This window comes from Actinomycetospora sp. NBRC 106378 (assembly GCF_030269685.1).
Lineage (GTDB): Bacteria > Actinomycetota > Actinomycetes > Mycobacteriales > Pseudonocardiaceae > Actinomycetospora.
Window position 1 is genome coordinate 142797 of sequence record NZ_BSTT01000011.1, and the last position, 18556, is coordinate 161352.

The window sequence follows — 18556 nt, forward strand, 5'->3', positions numbered from 1 at the left end:
CGCCGGGAGCCGGGCAGGAGAAGCGTGGTGGAGCCGTCGAACGCGTGGGACCGCGCCCAGGAGGCTATCGCCCGGGCGCAGCAGCGCAACGCCACCGTGGTGACGCCTGACAGCGCTGAGTCACCCTTCGACGCCTCGGCCACGCAGATGATTCCGCAGGCAGCCCTCCGATCGAACCACCAGGCGATGACGCAGCGTCACCCGCGTCCGTCGCCGGGGGCGCCGAACCACCAGGACGGGCGGCACCGCCAGCCTCCCGGCTGGACCCCGCGGGAACCGGAGACGACCCCGGTCGAGGTGTCCGACCCCACCCTGATGCGGCCCGTCCCGGCCGAGGCGCCCACCGTCCGCACCGCCGCGACCCGGCCGCCGACGGCCCCGTTCCCGGTCCAGGGGGACGGCCGCGACCAGCAGCCGCGCCCGGACGACTCGCCCACCACCCCGCCGGTCGGGGTCAGGGTGCCGTTCTGGAAGCGGTTGTTCGGCCGCCGCTAGGACCTGGGTGGCAGGAACGCGTCGTTGCTGCCGTCCGGTGACGGCAACGACGCGTTCCTGCCACCCGGGATCAGGCCGCGTGCCGCGTGCTCCACCGCGACCGCACCCCGAGCGCCGCGCGCAGCCCGACCCGCAGCGGCGCCCACCGGCGGCCGCGGTAGCGGTCGGCCAGGAAGCGGTAGGCGCTGCGGTGGTGCTCGCGCAGCATCCGGGCCGAGGTCGGCACGTCGGCCTCGGTCGCATGCCCGCCGGTGTGCACCACCTGCGCGTCCGGCACGTAGACGTTGAGCCACCCGGCACCGCCGAGCCGGTCACCCAGGTCGACGTCCTCGAAGTACATGAAGAAGCGCGGGTCGAACCCGTCCACCGACTCCCACGCCTCGCGGCGCAGCAGCACGCAGGAGCCCGACAACCACCCGGCCGTCCGCTCGGCGACCGACCCCTCCTGGCGGTAGGACCGGGTCCAGGGGTTCGTCGGCCAGACGGCGCCGAACACCGCGTGCCCCACCCCGCGGCCCAGGGACGGCACGAGCCGCGCGGACGGGTAGATGGCGCCGTCGGTGCGGATGAGCGGTCCGAGCGCGCCCGCCCGGGGCCACCGGTCGGCCGCCGCGAGGAGCCGGTCGAGCGAGCCGGGACCGAGCACGATGTCCGGGTTCGAGACGAGCACCCAGCCGACGTCGTCCGGCAGGCCCGCGACCGCGCGGTTGGCGGCGGCCCCGTAGCCGAGGTTCTCGCCCATCGGCAGCAGCTGCGCCCGTCCCGTCGCGGCGGCCGCCTCGGGCACGCCGTCGACCGAGCCGTTGTCGGCGAGCACCACGGTGGGCCGGCGGGTGGTCGCGTCGGCCAGCGAGTCGAGGAACGCGGGGAGCGAGTCACCCGGCGAGTAGGTCACGACGACGACGGCGAGAGCGTCTCCGTACGGCATGCGGCTCATCCTCGCCGGGCACGGCCCGGCGTCGGGAAGTGGGTCTAGCGACGCGTCTCGTCGGTCGCGGGCAACGCGACCGGCCAGTACTGCCAGGAGCCCGGGCCGAGCCCGCCGGTGTTGGGCGCGGGCCGCGACGGCGGGACGACCCGCGGCGCGGGCGGCGGCGTGGCCGCACGGCGCGTGGCGCGGTCCATCCGGGCGCGCAGCCGGTGGCGTTCCCGGCCCGAGTCGATCACGAGCCCGACCGCGACCACGCCCAGCAGGGCGAGCAGCACCGTCTCCAACGCCATACGTCGTGAACGCGTGAGGCGCCGGGAGGTGACGATCCATCGCCGACATGCCCGCAGAAATCTTCGATCCGGTCGCGGACGATTTCCCCGCCGACCGCTCGCTGCGCCTAACGGGCGCTCCGGTCCCCTCAGCGGCCGAGCAGCCCGGGATGGGTGGTGACGGCGGCGTGCAGGGCCTCCCGCCAGTCGCGCAGCGGCGGCAGTCCGGCGGTCGTCCAGGACGCCGGGGAGAGGACCGACCAGGCCGGGCGGGGCGCGGGACGGGGGAACTGGTCGGTGCTGCACCCGCGCACCCGCTCCGGGTCGGTGCCCAGCTCCTCGAACACCGCGCGCGCGAAGCCGCACCAGGTGGTGGCCCCGCCGCCGGTGGCGTGCAGCGTCCCGGCCGGCGCGTCGGAGCGGCCCAAGGCGACGAGCGCCGCGGCGAGGTCCGCCGACCAGGTCGGGGAGCCGTGCTGGTCGTCGACCACGTCGAGGGTGTCGCGCCGGGCGGCCAGGCCGGCCATCGTCGCGACGAAGTTGCTGCCGGTGTCGCCGTAGACCCAGGCGGTCCGCACCACGTGGTGGGCGTCGAGGGCGTCCCGCACGCGCTGCTCGCCCAGTTCCTTGGTGCGGCCGTAGACGCTGCGGGCACCGGTGGGGTCGTCGGGCTCGTAGCCGGCGCCGGGCCGCCCGTCGGGCCCGCGACCGTCGAAGACGTAGTCGGTGGAGACGTGCACCAGCCGTGCACCGTGCCGCGCGCAGGCCGCGGCGAGCAGACCCGGGGCGTCGGCGTTCACCGCGTGCGCGGCGCGCGCGGCGTCCACGTCGGTCTCGGCCAGGTCGACCGCGGTGAACGCGGCGGCGTTGAGCAGGACGGCCGGCTCGTCGACGTCGCTCGCCCAGTCGGCGACGGCCGCCTCGACCGCCTCCGGGTCGGTGATGTCGAGGTCGGCCCGCACGAAGGCCCGGAACCGCTCGCCGTCCCCGGTCAGCACCCGGACGAGGTCCGTCCCCAGGGCTCCGCCCGCTCCCGTCACCAGCCACCGCACGTCCGAACCTCCGAAGATCGATCCCGGTCCGCACGGCCGGGTGATGCTGTGTCATCCTCCGACGCGCCACGGCGGGTCCGAACGGGTGGTGCCCGAGAAACCCGGGTGAGGCCGTCTAGCCTGCCCTTGAGCCGATCACGGATGACGACGATGTCTCCGGTACCGGACCCGCCGACGGCCGCCGTGACCGACAATCGAGCGACGACGCCGCTGACTTCAGACGTGAGGGGAGGCGCCCGTGGACGACGACCGCAGCCGTTCGCGGCGCGATCCTGCCCGCCGGTTCGGCCCCTCCGCGGGTCGTCCGGACGCCGACCGTCGCCGGGAACCGTCGTCGCGCGGACCCGCCGCGCCCCCGCCCGCGAACGCTTCGGCGGCGCGGCTGCGGCGCAGCGACCTCCGCGAGCTGAACCCCTCCGACGGCGGCCCGGCCGGCCGGGAGGTCCCGCGCGGGATGGGGCGGCCACCGTCGTCGGTCGCGCTGCGCGAGGGACCGCCCCGGGAGCCCGGCCGGTCGTCCGGCCCTCCCCCGGCCCGTCCGCGTCCGGCGCCCGCTCGGCCCGTCCCGCCGTCACGCCCCGGACCACCGCCGACCGACGGCTCCCGTCGACGTCCCCTCCGGATGCTGCGCATCGTCGTGACGGTGATGTCGGTGCTGGTCCTCGCCGTGAGCGGGACCGCGTGGGCCGCGCTGTCGGGCAGCTTCGCGACCTCGGGGGCCCTCTCGAAGAAGGGGACGGCCGCCGACGGCGCCACCGACGTGCTGCTGGTCGGCACCGACAGCCGCAACGACGCGCAGGGCAACCCGCTGCCGCGCGACGTGCTCGCCCAGCTCGACGCGGGGACGGCCGACGGCGAGCTGAACACCGACTCGATGATCCTGGTCCGGGTGCCGAACGACGGCAGCCGGGCGGTCGCCTTCTCACTGCCCCGCGACAGCTACGTCTCGATCCCGGGGCAGTTCTCGAAGGGCAAGCTGAACTCGGTCTACCCGGGCGCGAAGGCCGCGATGGCCCAGCAGCTCGTCGCCGGTGGCGACTCGGACCCCCGCGACGTCGACGTCCGCTCCTCGGAGGCGGGCCGCGCCGCGCTGATCGAGACCGTGCAGGAGCTCACCGGGATCGGGGTCGACCACTACGCCGAGATCAACCTGCTCGGCTTCTTCAACCTGACCAACGCGATCGGCGGCGTCGACGTCTGCCTCAAGAACGCGGTCGACGACGACTTCTCCGGCGCGCACTTCGCCGCCGGTCCCCGGTCGGTGGAGGGACGCGACGCGCTCGCCTTCGTGCGCCAGCGCCACGGCCTCCCGCTCGGCGACCTGGACCGGGTGCGTCGTCAGCAGGCGTTCCTGGCCGGGCTCTCGCACAAGGTGCTCTCGGCGGGGACCCTCGCCGACCCGATCACGCTCGGCCGCCTGCTCGACTCCGTGAAGCAGTCGGTCGTCCTCGACGGCGGCTGGGACCTGCTGGGCTTCGCGCAGCAGATGCAGGGCGTCAGCGGCGGCGCGGTCACCTTCATGACGATCCCGACCGAGGGTGGCCTCAGCACCAGCGTCGGGGACGCGCTCAAGGTGAACGAGAGCGAGGTCAAGCAGTTCGTCTCCGACGCGATCGGGCCGAAGGACGCGCCGGTGGTGCCGACCGGGCCGGCGCCGGCCCAGATCCCGGTCGACGTGCGGAACGCGTCGGGCACCGGCGGCGCCGCCGCCCGCGTCGTGCAGATCCTCGGGGCGCAGGGCTACACGCAGCTCCGCTCCGGCAACGCCGAGCAGACCGCGAGCAGCTCCGCGGTGCTCTTCGGCCCGGGAGGCGACGCCGGGGCCGGGGTGGTCGCCCGGGCGCTCGGTGGCCTGCCCACGCGCCCCGACGCGACGCTGCCGGCGAGTTCCGTGCGCGTGCTGCTCGCCCCGGACTACCGCGGGCCGGGCGCGGTGACCGCTCCGGCGGACAGCGCGGACAGCGCGCCGCCTCCCCCGCCGCAGCCGCCGATCACGGCGGACGGCATCCCCTGCGTCAACTGAGCCCGGTCGGTCCCACCGGCTAGGCTCGCCGCCCGATGACCGTCACCGACGCGCTCCTGGCCCCCGTCCTCGCCGCCGACGCCCGCCGTCCGCTGATCACCTTCTACGACGACGCGACCGGCGAACGCCTCGAGTTCTCCGGCGAGACGCTCGCGAACTGGGTGGCCAAGACCGCCAACCTGCTCCGCGACGAGTGTGACGTCGAACCCGGGACGCAGGTGACGGTCGCGCTGCCCGCGCACTGGCAGAAGGCGGTCGCGCTCCTCGGCGCGTGGTGGTGCGGGGCGCACGTGGTCGAGGCCGGGGCCGCGGCCGTCGCGCTGGTCGACGCCGAGCACCTCGACGCGACCGCCGACCTGGTGGTCGGGTTCTCGCTGGACGCCTTCGGTCGCCCGCTCGCGGAGCTGCCGGCCGACGCGGTCGACTACGCGAGCGAGGTCCGGATGCACGGCGACCACTTCACGCCCGACCCGGTCGCCGGCGCCGACCCCGCCCTCGGGACGCACTCCGTCGACGACCTGGTGGAGCGTTCCCGACGACGGGCCGCGGCGCTCGGCTACGGCGCGGACACGCGGCTGCTCTCGACCGCCGACTGGCCGGTGTCGGCCGACGGCGGACTCGTCGACGGGCTGCTCGCCGTCCTCGCGGGCGGCGGCTCGCTCGTGCAGGTGCGCCACGCCGACCTCTCGGCGCTCGACCGGCGGGCCGAGGCCGAGAGGTGCACGGCGCGGTTCGACTAGCCCCGGAGCACCTGGCGGCCCATGACCACGCGCTGGATCTGGTTGGTGCCCTCGTAGATCTGCGTGATCTTGGCGTCGCGCATCATGCGCTCGACCGGGAAGTCGGTGGTGTAGCCGGCGCCGCCGAAGAGCTGGACGGCGTCGGTGGTCACCTCCATCGCGGTGTCCGAGGCGAAGCACTTCGACGCCGAGGCGATGAGACCGATGTTCTTCTCGCCCCGCTCGGCCTTCGCGGCGGCGACGTAGACGAGGTGGCGGGCCGCCTCGATCTTCATCGCCATGTCGGCGAGCATGAACTGCACGCCCTGGAACTCCGAGACCGACTTGCCGAACTGCTTGCGGTCCTTCACGTACTCCACGGCCGCGTCGAGCGCGCCCTGCGCGATGCCGACCGCCTGCGCACCGATGGTGGGACGGGTGTGGTCGAGCGTGGCGAACGCGGTCTTCAGGCCGGTGCCGGGCTCACCGATGATGCGGCTGCCGGGGATCCGGCAGTTCTCGAAGTAGATCTCGGTGGTCGGCGAGCCCTTGATGCCGAGCTTGTGCTCCTTCGGGCCGACCGAGAAGCCCGGGTCGTCCTTGTGCACCACGAACGCCGAGATGCCGTTGGCGCCCTTGTCGGGGTCGGTCTTCGCCATGACGGTGTACCAGTCGGAGATACCGCCGTTGGTGATCCAGCACTTGGTGCCGTTGAGGATCCAGTCGTCACCGTCGGCCTGGGCGCGGGTGCGCATCGAGACGGTGTCCGAGCCGGCCTCCCGCTCGGAGAGCGCGTAGCTGATCATCGACTCGCCCCGGGCGATCGTCGGCAGGACCTCCTGCTTCAGCTCCTCGGAGCCCGACAGGATGATCGGCATCGAACCGAGCTTGTTCACCGCGGGGATCAGCGAGGCCGACGCGTCGACGCGGGCGACCTCCTCGATGACCATGCAGGCGACGATCGAGTCGGCGCCCTCCCCGCCGTACTGCTCGGGGATGTGGATGGCGTGGAAGCCGGAGGCGGTCAGCGCGTCGCGCGCCTCCTGCGGGAACCGGGCCTGCTGGTCGACCTCCGCCGCGAAGGGCGCGATCTCCTTCTCGCTCAGCGCGCGGATGGCCTCGCGCAGCGCCGCGCGCTCCTCGCCCAGGTCGTAGACGTCGAACTCCGGGTTCACCGCGTACTCCTCCCAACCGAAACTCACTCGTGACCCACGGTACAGCCGGAAAGGTTGGACGTCCTACGGTTCGTGGGATGGCTCTCGCGTGCGCGCGCGGGGAACACGCCGGGCGGTCGTCAGTCCGCGACGTGCACACCCGGGCGGGTCCGCCGGTCCGCGAGGCTGCCTCACGTCACCCTCGCGCCGACGGGTGCGCGTGGGCCGGCCGCGCCTCGCCGCGAGGATGCGGCGAACCTGCCACTGGATGGCAGCAACGACGCTTTCCTGCCACGAAGGCGGGCCGCCGGAGCGGAGCACCCGCCGTCAGGACGAGCCCGGCCCCAGCTTCCGGACGGCCTCGTCCTTACCGGCCACCGAGGTCCGCAGGTCGGCCTGGAAGTCGGCCATGCGCGCGGCGAGCCCGGCGTCGGCCGCGGCGAGGATGCGGACCGCGAGCAGGCCGCCGTTGCGGGCGCCGCCGATCGACACCGTCGCGACCGGCACGCCCGCGGGCATCTGCACGATCGAGAGCAGCGAGTCCATACCGTCCAGGTGCTTGAGCGGGACGGGCACGCCGATCACCGGGAGCACCGTCGCCGCGGCGACCATGCCGGGCAGGTGGGCGGCCCCGCCCGCGCCCGCGACGACCACCCGCAGCCCGCGTGAGGCCGCCGTCTCCGACCACTCGAGCATCGCGCGCGGCGTCCGGTGCGCGGAGAGGACGCGGGCCTCCCACGGCACGCCGAACTCGTCGAGAGCGGTGGCGGCGGCCTGCATCGTGGGCCAGTCGGAGTCCGACCCCATGACGATGCCGACCAGCGGGGGCAGCCGGGCGTCCGAGACCTGGGAGGACGACCCCGTCGTCGCGACCGCCTGGCCCGGGACCAGCTCACTGCTCATCTAGTGCGCACTCCATCCATCGCTCCAGACACCGGTGGCGAGGTGGTCGGCGGCCAGCCGGGCGCGCCGGCGGACCTCGGCCATGTCGTCCCCGGTGATCGTCACGTGCCCGAGCTTGCGGCCCGGGCGTTCGGACTTGCCGTAGAGGTGCACCCGCGCCTCCGGGAAGCGGGCGAACGTGTGGTGCAGCCGCTCGTCCGGTCCCGTCGACGGGACCGGGTCCCCGCCCAGCACGTTCGCCATCACGCACGCCGGGCGCAGGGTGGCCGTCGAGCCGAGCGGATAGTCCAGGACGGCCCGCAGGTGCTGCTCGAACTGCCCGGTGACCGCGCCGTCCATCGACCAGTGCGCGGAGTTGTGCGGCCGCATCGCGAGCTCGTTGACCAGCACCTCGCCGGACGGGGTCTCGAAGAGCTCGACGGCGAGCAGGCCCACCACCCCGGTCGCCGCCGCGATGCGGATCGCGAGCTCCTCGATCTCCTCGGCCAGGTCCTCGGACAGGCCGGGCGCGGGGGCGAGCACCTCGGTGTTGATGCCGTCCTGCTGCACGGTCTCGACGGCGGGGTAGACCGCGGCCTGCCCGAACGGCGACCGGGCCAGCACGACGGCGAGCTCGCGCGCCAGCTCGACCTTCACCTCGACGAGCAGCGGCGTCCCCGCCTCGAGCAGCTCGGCCACCAGCGGGCGGCCCTCCTCGGCGGAGTCGACGACCCACACCCCGCGCCCGTCGTAGCCACCGCGGGCGGCCTTCAGGACGACGGGCCACCCGTGGTCGTCGGCGAACGCCTCGAGGTCGGCGGCGGAGGACACCGGCGCGAACGGCGGCACCGGCTCCCCGAGCTCGGCGAGCCGACGGCGCATCACCAGCTTGTCCTGGGCGTGGAGGAGGGCCTCCGGCCCGGGATGCACGGTGACGCCGTCGGCGACCAACGTCGCGAGCAGTTCGCCGGGGACGTGCTCGTGGTCGAAGGTCAGCGCCTCGGCCCCGACGGCGACGCGGCGCAGCGCGGCGAGGTCACGGTGGTCGCCGATCTGGACCTCGGGGGTCACCATCGCCGCGGCCTCGTCGGGCGAGGTCGCGAGGACCCGCAGGGTCTGCCCCAGCGAGATCGCCGCCTGGTGGGTCATGCGGGCGAGCTGGCCGCCACCGACCATGGCGACGACGGGCAGGCCGGTGCGCTCCTCCACGGGCCGAGAATTTAGTCGGCGGGCTCGGCGCCGTCGCCCTCCGGGGCGATCACCGGCACGTCGAACCCGAGGATGCGGTCCCGTCGTGGGACGGCCGGCTCGGCCTCGCGCAGTCTCGCGAGCGTGTCCGCCACCCCGTCGAGGGTGGCGGGCAGGGGCGCGATGCGGGCGCTGGGCGACCCCGTCACCCCGGAGGCGCCCGCGAGCCGCCGCGCGAGCATGCCGCGCAGCACCCGGACCCGGGCGGCCAGGCCGTCGCGGGGCGCGAGCACGACGACCGTCGACCGCCCGACCACCGCGATCGTCTCCCCGGCGTCGAACACCACGGCCGCGGCGTCCCCGGCGACGGTCAGCGGCGCGACCCGCGACCACCCCGCCACCTGCAGCGTCACGACCACCAGGGCGTACGCGTCCCCGACCGACGTCCCGTGCGCCCGGGCCGACCGGTAGACCTCGGCGAGCCGCGTGCGGAGGTACCGGGCACTGGCCAGACCGGAGAGCGGGTCGACCGCGGCCGCCTCGGAGAGGTCGCCGCAGGCGACGTCGGTCCAGCCGAGCGAGACCACCCGCACGAGCCGCGAGCCCTCGGCGCCCGGCAGGCCCAGCCGCCGCCGTTCACCCAACGCCCCGAGGGCGCCGCTCACCGCCGTGTGCAGCGCGGCCAGGTCGGACAGCGTCTCGTCGAGCCCGATGCCGGCCGCGGCGCGGGCGCCCGCCCAGCGCGTCATGGCACGCTCGAGCGGCGGGCCGACCCGGCCGGAGAGCACGACCTCGCAGACCTCGTCCACCGTCGGGTCGGGCCACTCGCTCGCCACCGACCACCCGAGCGCGTTGCTGCACGCGAACCAGCGCTCGCGCAGCGCCGTGTGCGCGGGTCCCGGACGCCGGGGGCCGGCGCCGCCGTCGACGGACGCGGGGTCGGCACCGACGGGCAGGACCTCGGCCTCGGCCGCGTCGTCCCTGCGCTCGTCCGCGAGCGTCATCCCACGCACCTCCGCTGCTCGGTGTCCCCGCCACCGTCGTGACCACGGTGACCGACGGTGTCGATCTCCCCGGTCGTCACCGGCCTCTCCCCCTGGCGACGCGCGAGACGGTCATCCGTGACGGTGACACTGCAGGGATCCTCCCGGAAGCGGCCGCAGACTCCTCGGCGAGGGGGGAGGTGTGCCCGGATGCCCGAGGACGGCGGTACCGCAGCGGGCTCCGGCCTGCCCGGACCCAGCGACGCGGACCTGCTCTCCGTCATCCGCGGCCGCCCGGCCGACGCCGACTCGACGGTCGCCTTCGGCACCCTCTACTCCCGCCACCGCGACGCCGCCCGCGCCCTCGCCCGCCAGCTCGCCCGCTCCCCCTCCGACGCCGACGACCTCGTCTCGGCCGCCTTCGCCCGCCTGCTCGAGATCCTGCGCGCCGGGGGCGGCCCCACCGAGGCGTTCCGCGCCTACCTGCTCACGTCGCTGCGCCACCTCGCCTACGACCGCACCCGCGCGGAACGGCGCCTCGACCTCACCGAGGACATGGGCGAGGTCGTCGGCGTCGACCCCGAGCGCACCGTCATCCCCTTCGCCGACCCGGCCGTCGCCGGCCTCGAGCGCTCCCTCGCCGCCCGGGCTTTCGCGACCCTCCCCGAACGCTGGCAGGCCGTCCTCTGGCACCTCGAGGTCGAGGGCGACTCCCCGGCCGACATCGCGCCGCTGTTCGGCCTGACCCCGAACGCCGTCTCGGCCCTCGGCTACCGCGCCCGGGAGGGTCTGCGCCAGGCCTACCTGCAGGAACACCTCGCCGGGGGCGGGCCCGGAGCGCCGCCGAAGGACCGTCGACACCGCGAGACCGAGGAGAAGCTCGGCGCCTGGACGCGCGGCGGGCTCTCGAAGCGCGACGCCGCCAAGGTCGAGGAGCACCTGCGCGAGTGCGCCGAGTGCCGCGCCCTCGCCGCCGAGCTGCGCGAGGTCAACTCGGGCATCGTCCGGTCCGCGATCGGGCCACTGGTCCTCGGCGCCGCCCTCGTCGGCTACCTGGCCGCCCGCCAGGGCGCGTGGGTCCCGTCGACCGCCGAGTTCGTCGTCGCCGGCAGCGGCGTCGTCGGGGTGATCGGCGCGATCGGCGGCCTCACCCGCACCGCCGAGGTCCCCCGCACCCGCCGCCTCGGTGCGGCCGTCCTCGGCCTCGCCGGCCTCGGCATCGCCACCGCGACCGCCCTGGGCACGATGACCCCGGACGCGCCGGTCGCCGCGCCGCCGCCGGTCCTCCTTCCCGACGTCGGGTCGGTGCCGGTCACCCCGCCGCCTCCCGCACCGCGTCCCGACGGAACGGCCGGGCACCTCGACGGGGTGCCGGTGCCGCTCCCGACCAGCGCCTCGGTGCAGCCCGGCGACGGGTCGGGTCCTGGCGGGCCGGCCCGGCACGGGGCGGGACCGGCGTCCCGGCGCGGCAACGGGTCGACCTCGGGGCGTGGGAGCGCGTCGGAGGCGCCGGCGCCCGACCGCGACCCGGTCGTTCGTCGCGGAGGCGCGTCGGCCCCCGATCCGGAGACGTGGCCGGACACGTCCTGGCACGACGACCGGCCGACGTCCGACCCGCTGCCCGACCCGGCGTCCACCGTCCTCTCGTCGGGGCGGGTCACCTCGGGCCGGTGGGGCACCGACGGCAGCCGGCTCACCGCCCAGCGCTCCCCCGTCGACCTGCATCTGCTCGACCTCGACCTCGACCTCGACGTCCTCGGCGACCGGGCGGCCCGGCGCGGCGCTCTCGAGCCGGTGCTCGACGTGCTGCTCCGTTGACCGATCAGTCGCCCCTCGGACGATCACGTCCGTGGTGACGGCAGGACGGCGGCGCAGAGGGTCGGCCCGTGCCCGCCGTCGGTCGGGGTGATCCGGACCTCGACGCCGTAGGCACGGCCGAGGTCCACCGCCGTCAGGACGTCGCGGACCGGACCGACCGTGTAGGAGCCGTCGGGTTGGAGCAGCAGCGCCCGCGACCCGACCCCGAAGGCGTGCTCGGGGCGGTGCGAGGTGAACACCACGGCGACGCCGTCGGCGGCCAGATCGCGCAGGCAGGCGAGGACCCGCACCTCGTTGCCCAGGTCGAGATTGGCGGTGGGCTCGTCGAGCATCAGCACGGCCGGGCGCTGGGCGAGCGCCCGCGCGACGAGCACCAGCTGACGCTGCCCGCCGGAGAGCTCGCCGAGCCCGCGTTCGGCGAGGTCGGCGATGTCGAGCCGGTCGAGGCTCTCACGGGCCACGGCGACGTCGCGCGGGCCCGGGACCGGACGCCAACCGAGGGATGCCGTCCGGCCGAGCAGCACGACGTCGAGGACCCGGTGTCCGAAGGGCTCCTCCCCGACCTGCGGCACGTACCCGAGCTGCCGTGCCCGCTCCCGGCGGGACAGCCGGTCGAGCGGACGACCGCCGACCTCGACGGTGCCGCCCACGGCGGGGAGCAGCCCGAGAACCGTGCGGAACAGGGTCGTCTTGCCCGCGCCGTTGCGCCCGAGGAGCGCGAGGATCTCCCCCGCCCGGACCTCGAGCGAGACCCCGGACAGGACGGCGCGGCCCGCGTAGCCGCACGCGACGTCCTGCAGGCGCAGGACGACCTCGGGGCTCACAGCCATCCGCGTCGTCGTCCGAGGGCGAGCAGGTAGAGGAACACCGGCGCACCGAGCAGTGCCGTGAGGATGCCGAGCGGGATCTCGATGGCCGAGACGGCCCGGCTGACGGTGTCGACACCCAGCAGGAACAGGGCGCCCGCGATCGCCGCGACCGGGACCACCACGCGGTTGTCGGAGCCCACGAGGATGCGCGCGAGGTGCGGGATGATCAGGCCGACCCACCCGACGACGCCGGACACCGACACGGCGACGGCCGTCAACAACGTGGCCGCGACGATGGTCGTGAGCCGGACGAGGCGGACGTCGACGCCCAGCGCGGTGGCCTGCTCGTCGCCGAACGAGAGCGCCGTGAGCCGCCAACGCAGCGCGATCAGGACGGCCCCGCCGACGAGGAGGGACCCGCCGAGCAGCACGACGTCGCTCGGTCGCACCGACGAGAGGCCGCCCAACAGCCAGAAGGTGATCTGCGGCAGCCTGTTCTCGGGATCCCCCACGTACTTGATCAGGGAGATGAGCGCCGAGCACGTGCTCGACACCACCAGTCCGGTGAGGATCAGGGTGAGCACCGAGCCGCGCCGGTCGATCAGCCGGTCGACCAGCAGGGCGAGCAGAACCGCTCCGAGCCCGCCGACGAAGGCGAGCGTCTGGATGCCTGCGACACCGAGACCGAGCAGCAGGGCCAGCGACGCGCCGGTCCCGGCGCCGCCCGACGCGCCGAGCACGTCCGGGGAGACCATCGGGTTGCGGAACACTGCCTGGAAGGCCGCCCCGGCGAGGGCGAGGGCGGCGCCGATCAGGGCCGCGGCCGCGATCCGCACGAGTCGGACCTCGAACAGCACCTGCGCGTCCCCCGGGTGGGCGGACGGGTCGGCGAGCGTGGTAACGATGGCCGGGACGGACAGCGGGTACCGACCGAGCGTCGCCGCCAGGAGCGCCCCGACGACGAGGGCGACCGAGAGGACCACGGTCACCGTCACGACCCGGCGCGTCCGCCGGTCACGACCGGGCGCCTGCCGGGTGGGCTCGGCGAGGGTCACGGGGTCCGCGCGCCGAGGATGGCGTCGGCCTGCGCCGGGGAGAGCGGGTAGTCCAGGAACCGGCCGTAGAAGTCGCGCGTCGTGGCGTTCAGATCCACGTCGCCGAACAGCTCCGGGTGCAGGGTCTTCCCGGCCCACAGCAGCTGCAGGGCCCCCTCTGCCGAGTAGCGGTCCCAGAAGAAAGCACCCACGGGGTTGAGGAGCACCCGCCGGGAGGCGACGGCGGGCAGCCCCGCGAACGTGGGGTTGCCCAGCACGTCGCGCACGGCCCGGTCGGGATCCTTCGGGTCGACCAGCGTGGTCGAACCCAGGATGAGCACGTCCGGGCGCCAGGCCAGGAGCTGCTCGGTGCCGACGACGATGTTGTTGCCCTTCACCGTCGCGGCGTTGCGTCCGCCGGCGGCCCGGATCCAGGCGTCGATGATCGTGTCCGTGCCGTCGACCGTCAGCGGGTTCAGCGACGTGACGTGCAGGACGGAGGGGCGCTGGGCGTCGGGCAGGCTCCCGGTGGCTCCCGTGACCTTCGCCAGGGTCGCGTCGAGGTAGCCGTTGTAGTCCGCCGCGCGCCGCGGGGCGTCTCCTCCGAGGACGTCGCCGGTCGTCGTCATCATCTGCTTCAGCCCGGGATAGTCGGTGAAGTTCAGCTGCACCGCCGGTACCCCGATGCCACCGAGCGCCGCCGACACCTGCGAGTTCGTCGGGAGGAACACGACGTCGGGCTTCTGGGCGAGGAGACCCTCGACGTCGGCGGTGGAGTTGGTGAACACCGTGGGCGCCTGCTGCATGTGCGGGTTGACCACGTAGAGCCACGGCGTCTGCTTCGGGTTCGACACCGTGGCGACGACCTTCGCGCCCGCCCCGAGGATGGCCATCACCTCGTTGTGCGCGGGCCACGCGTCGGCGACCCGCTCGACGCGCTCCGGCACGGTCACCGCGTCGCCCGTGGAGTCGGTGACCGTCCGCGCGCCCGGCGGCGGCGCGGACGTGCCGCACGCCGCGAGGACCAGGAGCAGGGCGAGCGCGACGGCGGGAGCCGTCCGCCGTCGCGGATCGATCACGGGCGCAGTCAAGCATCACGCAGCTGCGGACTCAAACCGCCCGATCACACGTATCTACGTCTACGAGGGAGAATGGGAGCCGCACGTCAGCGTGGCGCTCTGCTGACGTCGAAGGTCAGCGGTGGGCCACGGCTGACAAACCGGTCGACGGCGCGGGAGGCTGCACCCATGAGCGACCCGACCCCGGCGGTCCGCGCCTCGGACGCCGAGCGCGAGCAGGTGGCCGACCTCGTCCGGCGCGCGGTCGGGGACGGCCGGCTCACGATCGTCGAGGGCGACGAGCGGCAGCGGGCCGCGTACGCCGCGACCTTCCGCCACGAGCTGACGCCCGTCACGGCGGACCTGGAGTCGGGCGCGGAGCCGGCCACGCCCGTCGTCGGGAAGGACCGGCCGGACAGCAGCGGGTCGGTCGCCGTGATGAGCGGCGCCGACCGGTCCGGGACGTGGACCCCGGGTCTGACGCACCGCGCCGTGAGCCTCATGGGCGGGACGAACCTCGACCTGCGGCACGCGCAGCTGGATGCGCGGGGCCTGACGCTCCAGATCGTGTCGATCATGGGCGGGGCGAACGTCGACCTGCGCGGGGTCGCCCACGACGTCACCGTGCAGGCGTTCGCGCTCATGGGCGGCTGCGAGGTCGTGGTCGACCCGGACACCGTCGTCGAGGTCACCGGCGTCGGGTTCATGGGCGGCTTCTCCGACCAGGCCGCAGCGCCGACGCGCCCCGGCGGAGCCCGCGTCCGCGTCACCGGCTTCGCGATGATGGGCGGCGTCTCGGTGACCCGCCGCCCGCTCGCCGTCGAGAGCACTCAGTAGCGGCGCTGTACCTCCAGCTCCGTCGCGGACGAGGCGCCCGCGAGCCCGACGGTGAGGTCGAGCTCGGCGAGCACGTCGGACACGACCTGGGCGACCCCGGCCGCCCCGGCCAGGGCGAGCCCCCACACGAACGGCCGCCCGAGGCACACCGCGCGGGCGCCGAGAGCGAGGGCGATCGCGACGTCGGCGCCGGTCCGGACGCCCGAGTCGAGCAGCACCGGCAGCCGATCGGCGACCGCCTCGACCACGCCGGGCAACGCGTCGAGGGCGGCGATCGCGTGGTCGACCTGCCGTCCGCCGTGGTTGGACACGAGCACGGCGTCAACCCCGGCGTCCACGGCACGGCGGGCGTCGTCGGGGTGCAGGACCCCCTTGAGCACGACCGGCAGCGACGTCCGCGACCGCAGCGTGGCGACGTCGTCCCAGCTCAGGTGCGGGCGGGAGTAGACGTCGAGGAAGGTCTCGACGGCGGCCCGCGGCACCGGGGAGCGCAGGTTCTCCACCGGCGACCCCGGGAAGTTCCGCGTGATCTCGAGCAGGGTGCGCACGGCCGCCGGGGTGATCCGCGGCGACGGTCCGGAGCGCGGCGCGGCCGCCCGCTCCCGCGCGAGCCGGGAGAACACCGGGTCGGAGGTGTACTGCGCGATGCCCAGGCCGCGGCTGAACGGCAGGTGCCCGAGGTCGAGGTCGCGCGGACGCCAGCCGAGCATCGTCGTGTCGAGGGTGACGACGACGGCCTCGCACCCGCTCGCCTCGGCGCGCGCGAGGAAGCTGTCGACGAGCTCGTCGGAGGTCGACCAGTAGAGCTGGAACCACCGCCGACCGGTCCCGGACAGCGACTCCATCGCGGTGCCCGCCTGGTTCGAGACGATCATCGGGACACCGGCCGTCGCGGCACCCCGCGCCACGGCGAGGTCGGCACCGCGCGCCACGAGGTCGAGCGCGCCGATCGGGGCGAGCAGCAGCGGGTGGTCGAGCCGGCGGCCGAACAGCTCGACCGAGAGGTCGCGCGACCCGACGTCCCGCAGGACGCGCGGGACGGTCTGCCAGCGCTCGAAGGCGGCCCGGTTGGCCCGGACCGTGGCCTCCGCGCCCGCCCCGCCGGTCACGTACGCGTCGGCCCGGCGCGACATCGCCCGCCGCCCGCGCCGCTCGAGCTCGCCCGCCGTCGTCGGGACCCGGGGCCGGGAGCCCGAGACCCCGTCGCGGTAGACCTGCTCCTGGCGGGCCCGGCCCGTCCCGATCGTCATGGACGGGTCGTCTAGCACGAACGCGGGCACCGTGCCGTACGGGCACGGAGGGTGTCGGACCTCTCACGCTGTGCTTGTGCGCGAACCGGAGATCCGGGGACTCTGCTTTCGGAAGCTAACAATACCCGAGGAGGCGGACGTGACGGACAGCCGTTTCGAGCAGTGGGACGTGGTGTCGAGCGTGGGACTGACGGCGCTCGTGGTCGCCGCGGGCCGGGCGGTCGACACGCACCGGGAGGACGGGCTGATCTCCGACCCCTACGCCGAGGCCTTCGTGCACGCCGCCAACCCGCCACAGCCGCTCATGACCCGGCCGGTCGAGCCGAAGGACGACTCGGACGACGAGCTCTGGCAGATGATGTCGGGCTACATGGGCACCCGGACCCGGTTCTTCGACGAGTTCTTCGCGGGCGCCACGGGTCGCGGGCTGCGCCAGGTCGTCGTCCTGGCCTCGGGGCTCGACACGCGCGCCCACCGCCTCGACTGGCCGGCCGGCACGACGTTCTACGAGGTCGACCAGGCGAAGATGATCGAGTTCAAGGACGCGGTCCTCGACCAGGAGGGCGCCACGCCGCGCTGCGACCGCCGGACCGTGCTCGCCGACCTGCGCGACGACTGGCCCGCCGCCCTGCGCGCCGCCGGCTTCGACCCCGCCACGCCGACCGCATGGCTCACCGAGGGCCTCCTGCCCTACCTGCCCGCCGAGGCCCAGTCCGCGCTCGTCGACGCGATCGACGACCTCTCGGCCCCCGGCTCCGAGTGGGCGATCGAGGACTTCACCAACATCACCCAGCAGTTCGACGACCCGGCCTTCCGGCGCGTGGCGACGAAGATGGGCGTGGACATGCAGCAGCTGCTCTACAGCGACGAACGGCCCGACCCGGCCGCGACGCTGCGCGCCCGCGGATGGACCACGGAGTCGCACGTGGCCGCGGAGGTGGCCAAGTCCTACGGGCGCACCCTCGACCCGCTGACCCAGCGCCTCAACGGGCAGAGCTCGCTCGCGGTGGCGACGAAGGGCTGACGCGCGTCAGCACCTCCTCGTCGCCCGCGAAGATCCCTTCCGGGCGCGGCCACGCCGCGACGACGTCGGTGAAGCCGAGCTCCCCCGCCCGGCCCACCACGTCGTCGAACAGGTCGGCCGAGGAGAGCGCGTAGACCGGCGCGCCGTCGGAGTTCAGGACGCGGCGTCCGGAGGCCGGGTCGTGCCCGGCCCGCGCGCGGGCCTCGCCGTAGGCCGCGGAGAGGTCCGCGAGCCCGCGCCACCACGTCCCGAGGTCGTCCCGGGCCGATCCGGTGGTCACCCAGCCCTCGCCGAGCCGGGCGGCCAGGTCGACCGTGCGCGGCCCGTCGGCGGCGAGCACGAACGGCACCCGCGGGCGCTGCACGCAGCCGGGCGCGTTCCGGGCCTCGACGGCCGTGTAGTACTCGCCGTGGTGCGTCACGCGCTCCTCGGTGAGCAGCCGGTCGAGCAGGACCGTGAACTCCTCGAAGCGCGCCAGGCGGCTCGTCGGCCGCGGCAGGCCGAGCACCTCCGTGTCGTACCCCTGCGGGGTCCCCGCACCCAGCACCGCCGTGAACCGGCCCCGCGAGAGCTCGTCCAGGGCGAGCACGTCGCGGGCGAACGGGACGGGCGAGCGCACGTGCGGGCTCACCACGAAGGGCCCGATCTCGATCCGGTCGGTGACCAGCGCGGCCAGGGACAGGGTCGGCACCGCGCCGTACCAGGGCCCGTCGACCAGGCTGCGCCAGCCGAGGTGGTCGAAGGTCCAGCCGCTGTCGAACCCCAGCTCCTCGACCGCGCGCCAGATCCGGGTGGCCTCGTCGCGGGGATGTTCGGGCAGGACGGTCAGGCCGATGCGCACGGCGTCGCAGTCTGCCGCACGTGAACACCGGGTGAGGACGACGGCAAGGGCCGATCGGGCGAAGGTCAGGCACACCTTCGACAAGCACCCCGGGCCGATGGCCCGATCCGGTGACGCATGTCGCGATCATGGTCGGTCCGAGCGGCCGCCCGGGTGCGTCGAACGGCGTCGTCGCAGCTCAGAGCCTCG

18 protein-coding genes are annotated in these 18556 nt (G+C 74.8%); 6 read left to right on the forward strand and 12 right to left on the reverse strand.

The genetic code is table 11. From position 1 onward, the window contains the following. The first annotated feature begins 186 nt into the window (after nt 1-186). The gene (locus QSK00_RS22340) at nt 187-495 is read left to right on the forward strand and encodes a hypothetical protein (RefSeq protein WP_285594241.1); all 309 of its coding nucleotides are present in this window, start codon (nt 187-189) and stop codon (nt 493-495) included. Between the two features lie 70 nt (nt 496-565). On the opposite strand, the gene QSK00_RS22345 is transcribed toward QSK00_RS22340, so the two are convergent. From QSK00_RS22345 to rfbD, 3 genes are all read right to left on the reverse strand, one after another. Beyond that, nucleotides 566-1423 (reverse strand): glycosyltransferase family 2 protein, encoded by an 858-nt coding sequence (locus tag QSK00_RS22345; protein ID WP_502872067.1) that lies wholly within the window; start codon nt 1421-1423, stop codon nt 566-568. A 44-nt stretch (nt 1424-1467) separates the two neighbouring features. Further along, nucleotides 1468-1716, reverse strand: coding sequence for a hypothetical protein (locus QSK00_RS22350; protein WP_285594245.1), 249 nt, complete (start codon nt 1714-1716; stop codon nt 1468-1470). 128 nt (nt 1717-1844) lie between these two features. Further along, nucleotides 1845-2738, reverse strand: a complete 894-nt coding sequence (gene rfbD, locus QSK00_RS22355; RefSeq protein ID WP_285594322.1) for a dTDP-4-dehydrorhamnose reductase — start codon at nt 2736-2738, stop codon at nt 1845-1847. 631 nt (nt 2739-3369) lie between these two features. On the opposite strand from rfbD, the gene QSK00_RS22360 reads away from it, so the two are divergent. Both QSK00_RS22360 and QSK00_RS22365 read left to right on the forward strand, forming a co-directional pair. Further along, on the forward strand, nt 3370-4770 hold the full coding sequence (locus tag QSK00_RS22360) for an LCP family protein (RefSeq protein WP_285594247.1): 1401 nt from the start codon (nt 3370-3372) through the stop codon (nt 4768-4770). Nucleotides 4771-4805: 35 nt separating this feature from the next. Beyond that, the gene (locus QSK00_RS22365) at nt 4806-5510 is read left to right on the forward strand and encodes a TIGR03089 family protein (RefSeq protein WP_285594249.1); all 705 of its coding nucleotides are present in this window, start codon (nt 4806-4808) and stop codon (nt 5508-5510) included. Here the strand turns inward: QSK00_RS22365 and QSK00_RS22370 are convergent. The 4 genes from QSK00_RS22370 to QSK00_RS22385 all read right to left on the reverse strand — a co-directional run bounded on the left by QSK00_RS22370 (nt 5507) and on the right by QSK00_RS22385 (nt 9717). Further along, nucleotides 5507-6664: an acyl-CoA dehydrogenase gene (locus tag QSK00_RS22370; protein WP_285594324.1), complete on the reverse strand. Its 1158-nt coding sequence runs from the start codon at nt 6662-6664 to the stop codon at nt 5507-5509. The genes QSK00_RS22365 and QSK00_RS22370 overlap by 4 nt on opposite strands. Nucleotides 6665-6970: 306 nt before the next feature. Continuing rightward, nucleotides 6971-7474, reverse strand: coding sequence for a 5-(carboxyamino)imidazole ribonucleotide mutase (gene purE / locus QSK00_RS22375; protein WP_230755218.1), 504 nt, complete (start codon nt 7472-7474; stop codon nt 6971-6973). A gap of 72 nt (nt 7475-7546) precedes the next feature. Continuing rightward, nucleotides 7547-8734: a 5-(carboxyamino)imidazole ribonucleotide synthase gene (locus QSK00_RS22380; RefSeq protein WP_285594251.1), complete on the reverse strand. Its 1188-nt coding sequence runs from the start codon at nt 8732-8734 to the stop codon at nt 7547-7549. Nucleotides 8735-8745: 11 nt separating this feature from the next. Beyond that, nucleotides 8746-9717, reverse strand: coding sequence for a GGDEF domain-containing protein (locus tag QSK00_RS22385; RefSeq protein WP_285594253.1), 972 nt, complete (start codon nt 9715-9717; stop codon nt 8746-8748). A gap of 189 nt (nt 9718-9906) precedes the next feature. Here QSK00_RS22385 and QSK00_RS22390 point away from each other — a divergent pair, with 189 nt between their 5' ends. Further along, entirely contained in the window at nt 9907-11514 is a 1608-nt protein-coding gene (locus QSK00_RS22390) for a sigma-70 family RNA polymerase sigma factor (RefSeq protein ID WP_285594255.1), read from the forward strand. Nucleotides 11515-11537: 23 nt separating this feature from the next. On the opposite strand, the gene QSK00_RS22395 is transcribed toward QSK00_RS22390, so the two are convergent. From QSK00_RS22395 to QSK00_RS22405, 3 genes are read right to left on the reverse strand one after another with little or no spacing between them, the layout of a single operon-like run. Next, entirely contained in the window at nt 11538-12344 is an 807-nt protein-coding gene (locus QSK00_RS22395) for an ABC transporter ATP-binding protein (protein ID WP_285594257.1), read from the reverse strand. Continuing rightward, complete coding sequence (locus QSK00_RS22400) at nt 12335-13318, reverse strand: FecCD family ABC transporter permease (protein ID WP_285594259.1); 984 nt, start codon at nt 13316-13318, stop codon at nt 12335-12337. Before QSK00_RS22400 ends, QSK00_RS22395 begins: the two co-directional genes overlap by 10 nt. A 56-nt stretch (nt 13319-13374) precedes the next feature. Next, the gene (locus QSK00_RS22405; protein ID WP_285594261.1) at nt 13375-14436 is read right to left on the reverse strand and encodes an ABC transporter substrate-binding protein; all 1062 of its coding nucleotides are present in this window, start codon (nt 14434-14436) and stop codon (nt 13375-13377) included. 168 nt (nt 14437-14604) lie between these two features. Here QSK00_RS22405 and QSK00_RS22410 point away from each other — a divergent pair, with 168 nt between their 5' ends. After that, nucleotides 14605-15252 (forward strand): DUF1707 SHOCT-like domain-containing protein, encoded by a 648-nt coding sequence (locus QSK00_RS22410; RefSeq protein WP_285594262.1) that lies wholly within the window; start codon nt 14605-14607, stop codon nt 15250-15252. Here the strand turns inward: QSK00_RS22410 and QSK00_RS22415 are convergent. Further along, nucleotides 15246-16502: an alpha-hydroxy-acid oxidizing protein gene (locus tag QSK00_RS22415; RefSeq protein WP_285594264.1), complete on the reverse strand. Its 1257-nt coding sequence runs from the start codon at nt 16500-16502 to the stop codon at nt 15246-15248. The genes QSK00_RS22410 and QSK00_RS22415 overlap by 7 nt on opposite strands. 139 nt (nt 16503-16641) lie before the next feature. Here QSK00_RS22415 and QSK00_RS22420 point away from each other — a divergent pair, with 139 nt between their 5' ends. After that, entirely contained in the window at nt 16642-17526 is an 885-nt protein-coding gene (locus QSK00_RS22420; RefSeq protein WP_285594266.1) for a class I SAM-dependent methyltransferase, read from the forward strand. Here the strand turns inward: QSK00_RS22420 and QSK00_RS22425 are convergent. Continuing rightward, nucleotides 17486-18367: an LLM class flavin-dependent oxidoreductase gene (locus QSK00_RS22425; RefSeq protein ID WP_285594268.1), complete on the reverse strand. Its 882-nt coding sequence runs from the start codon at nt 18365-18367 to the stop codon at nt 17486-17488. The two genes, QSK00_RS22420 and QSK00_RS22425, sit on opposite strands and share 41 nt — an antisense overlap. Nucleotides 18368-18556 lie beyond the last annotated feature (189 nt).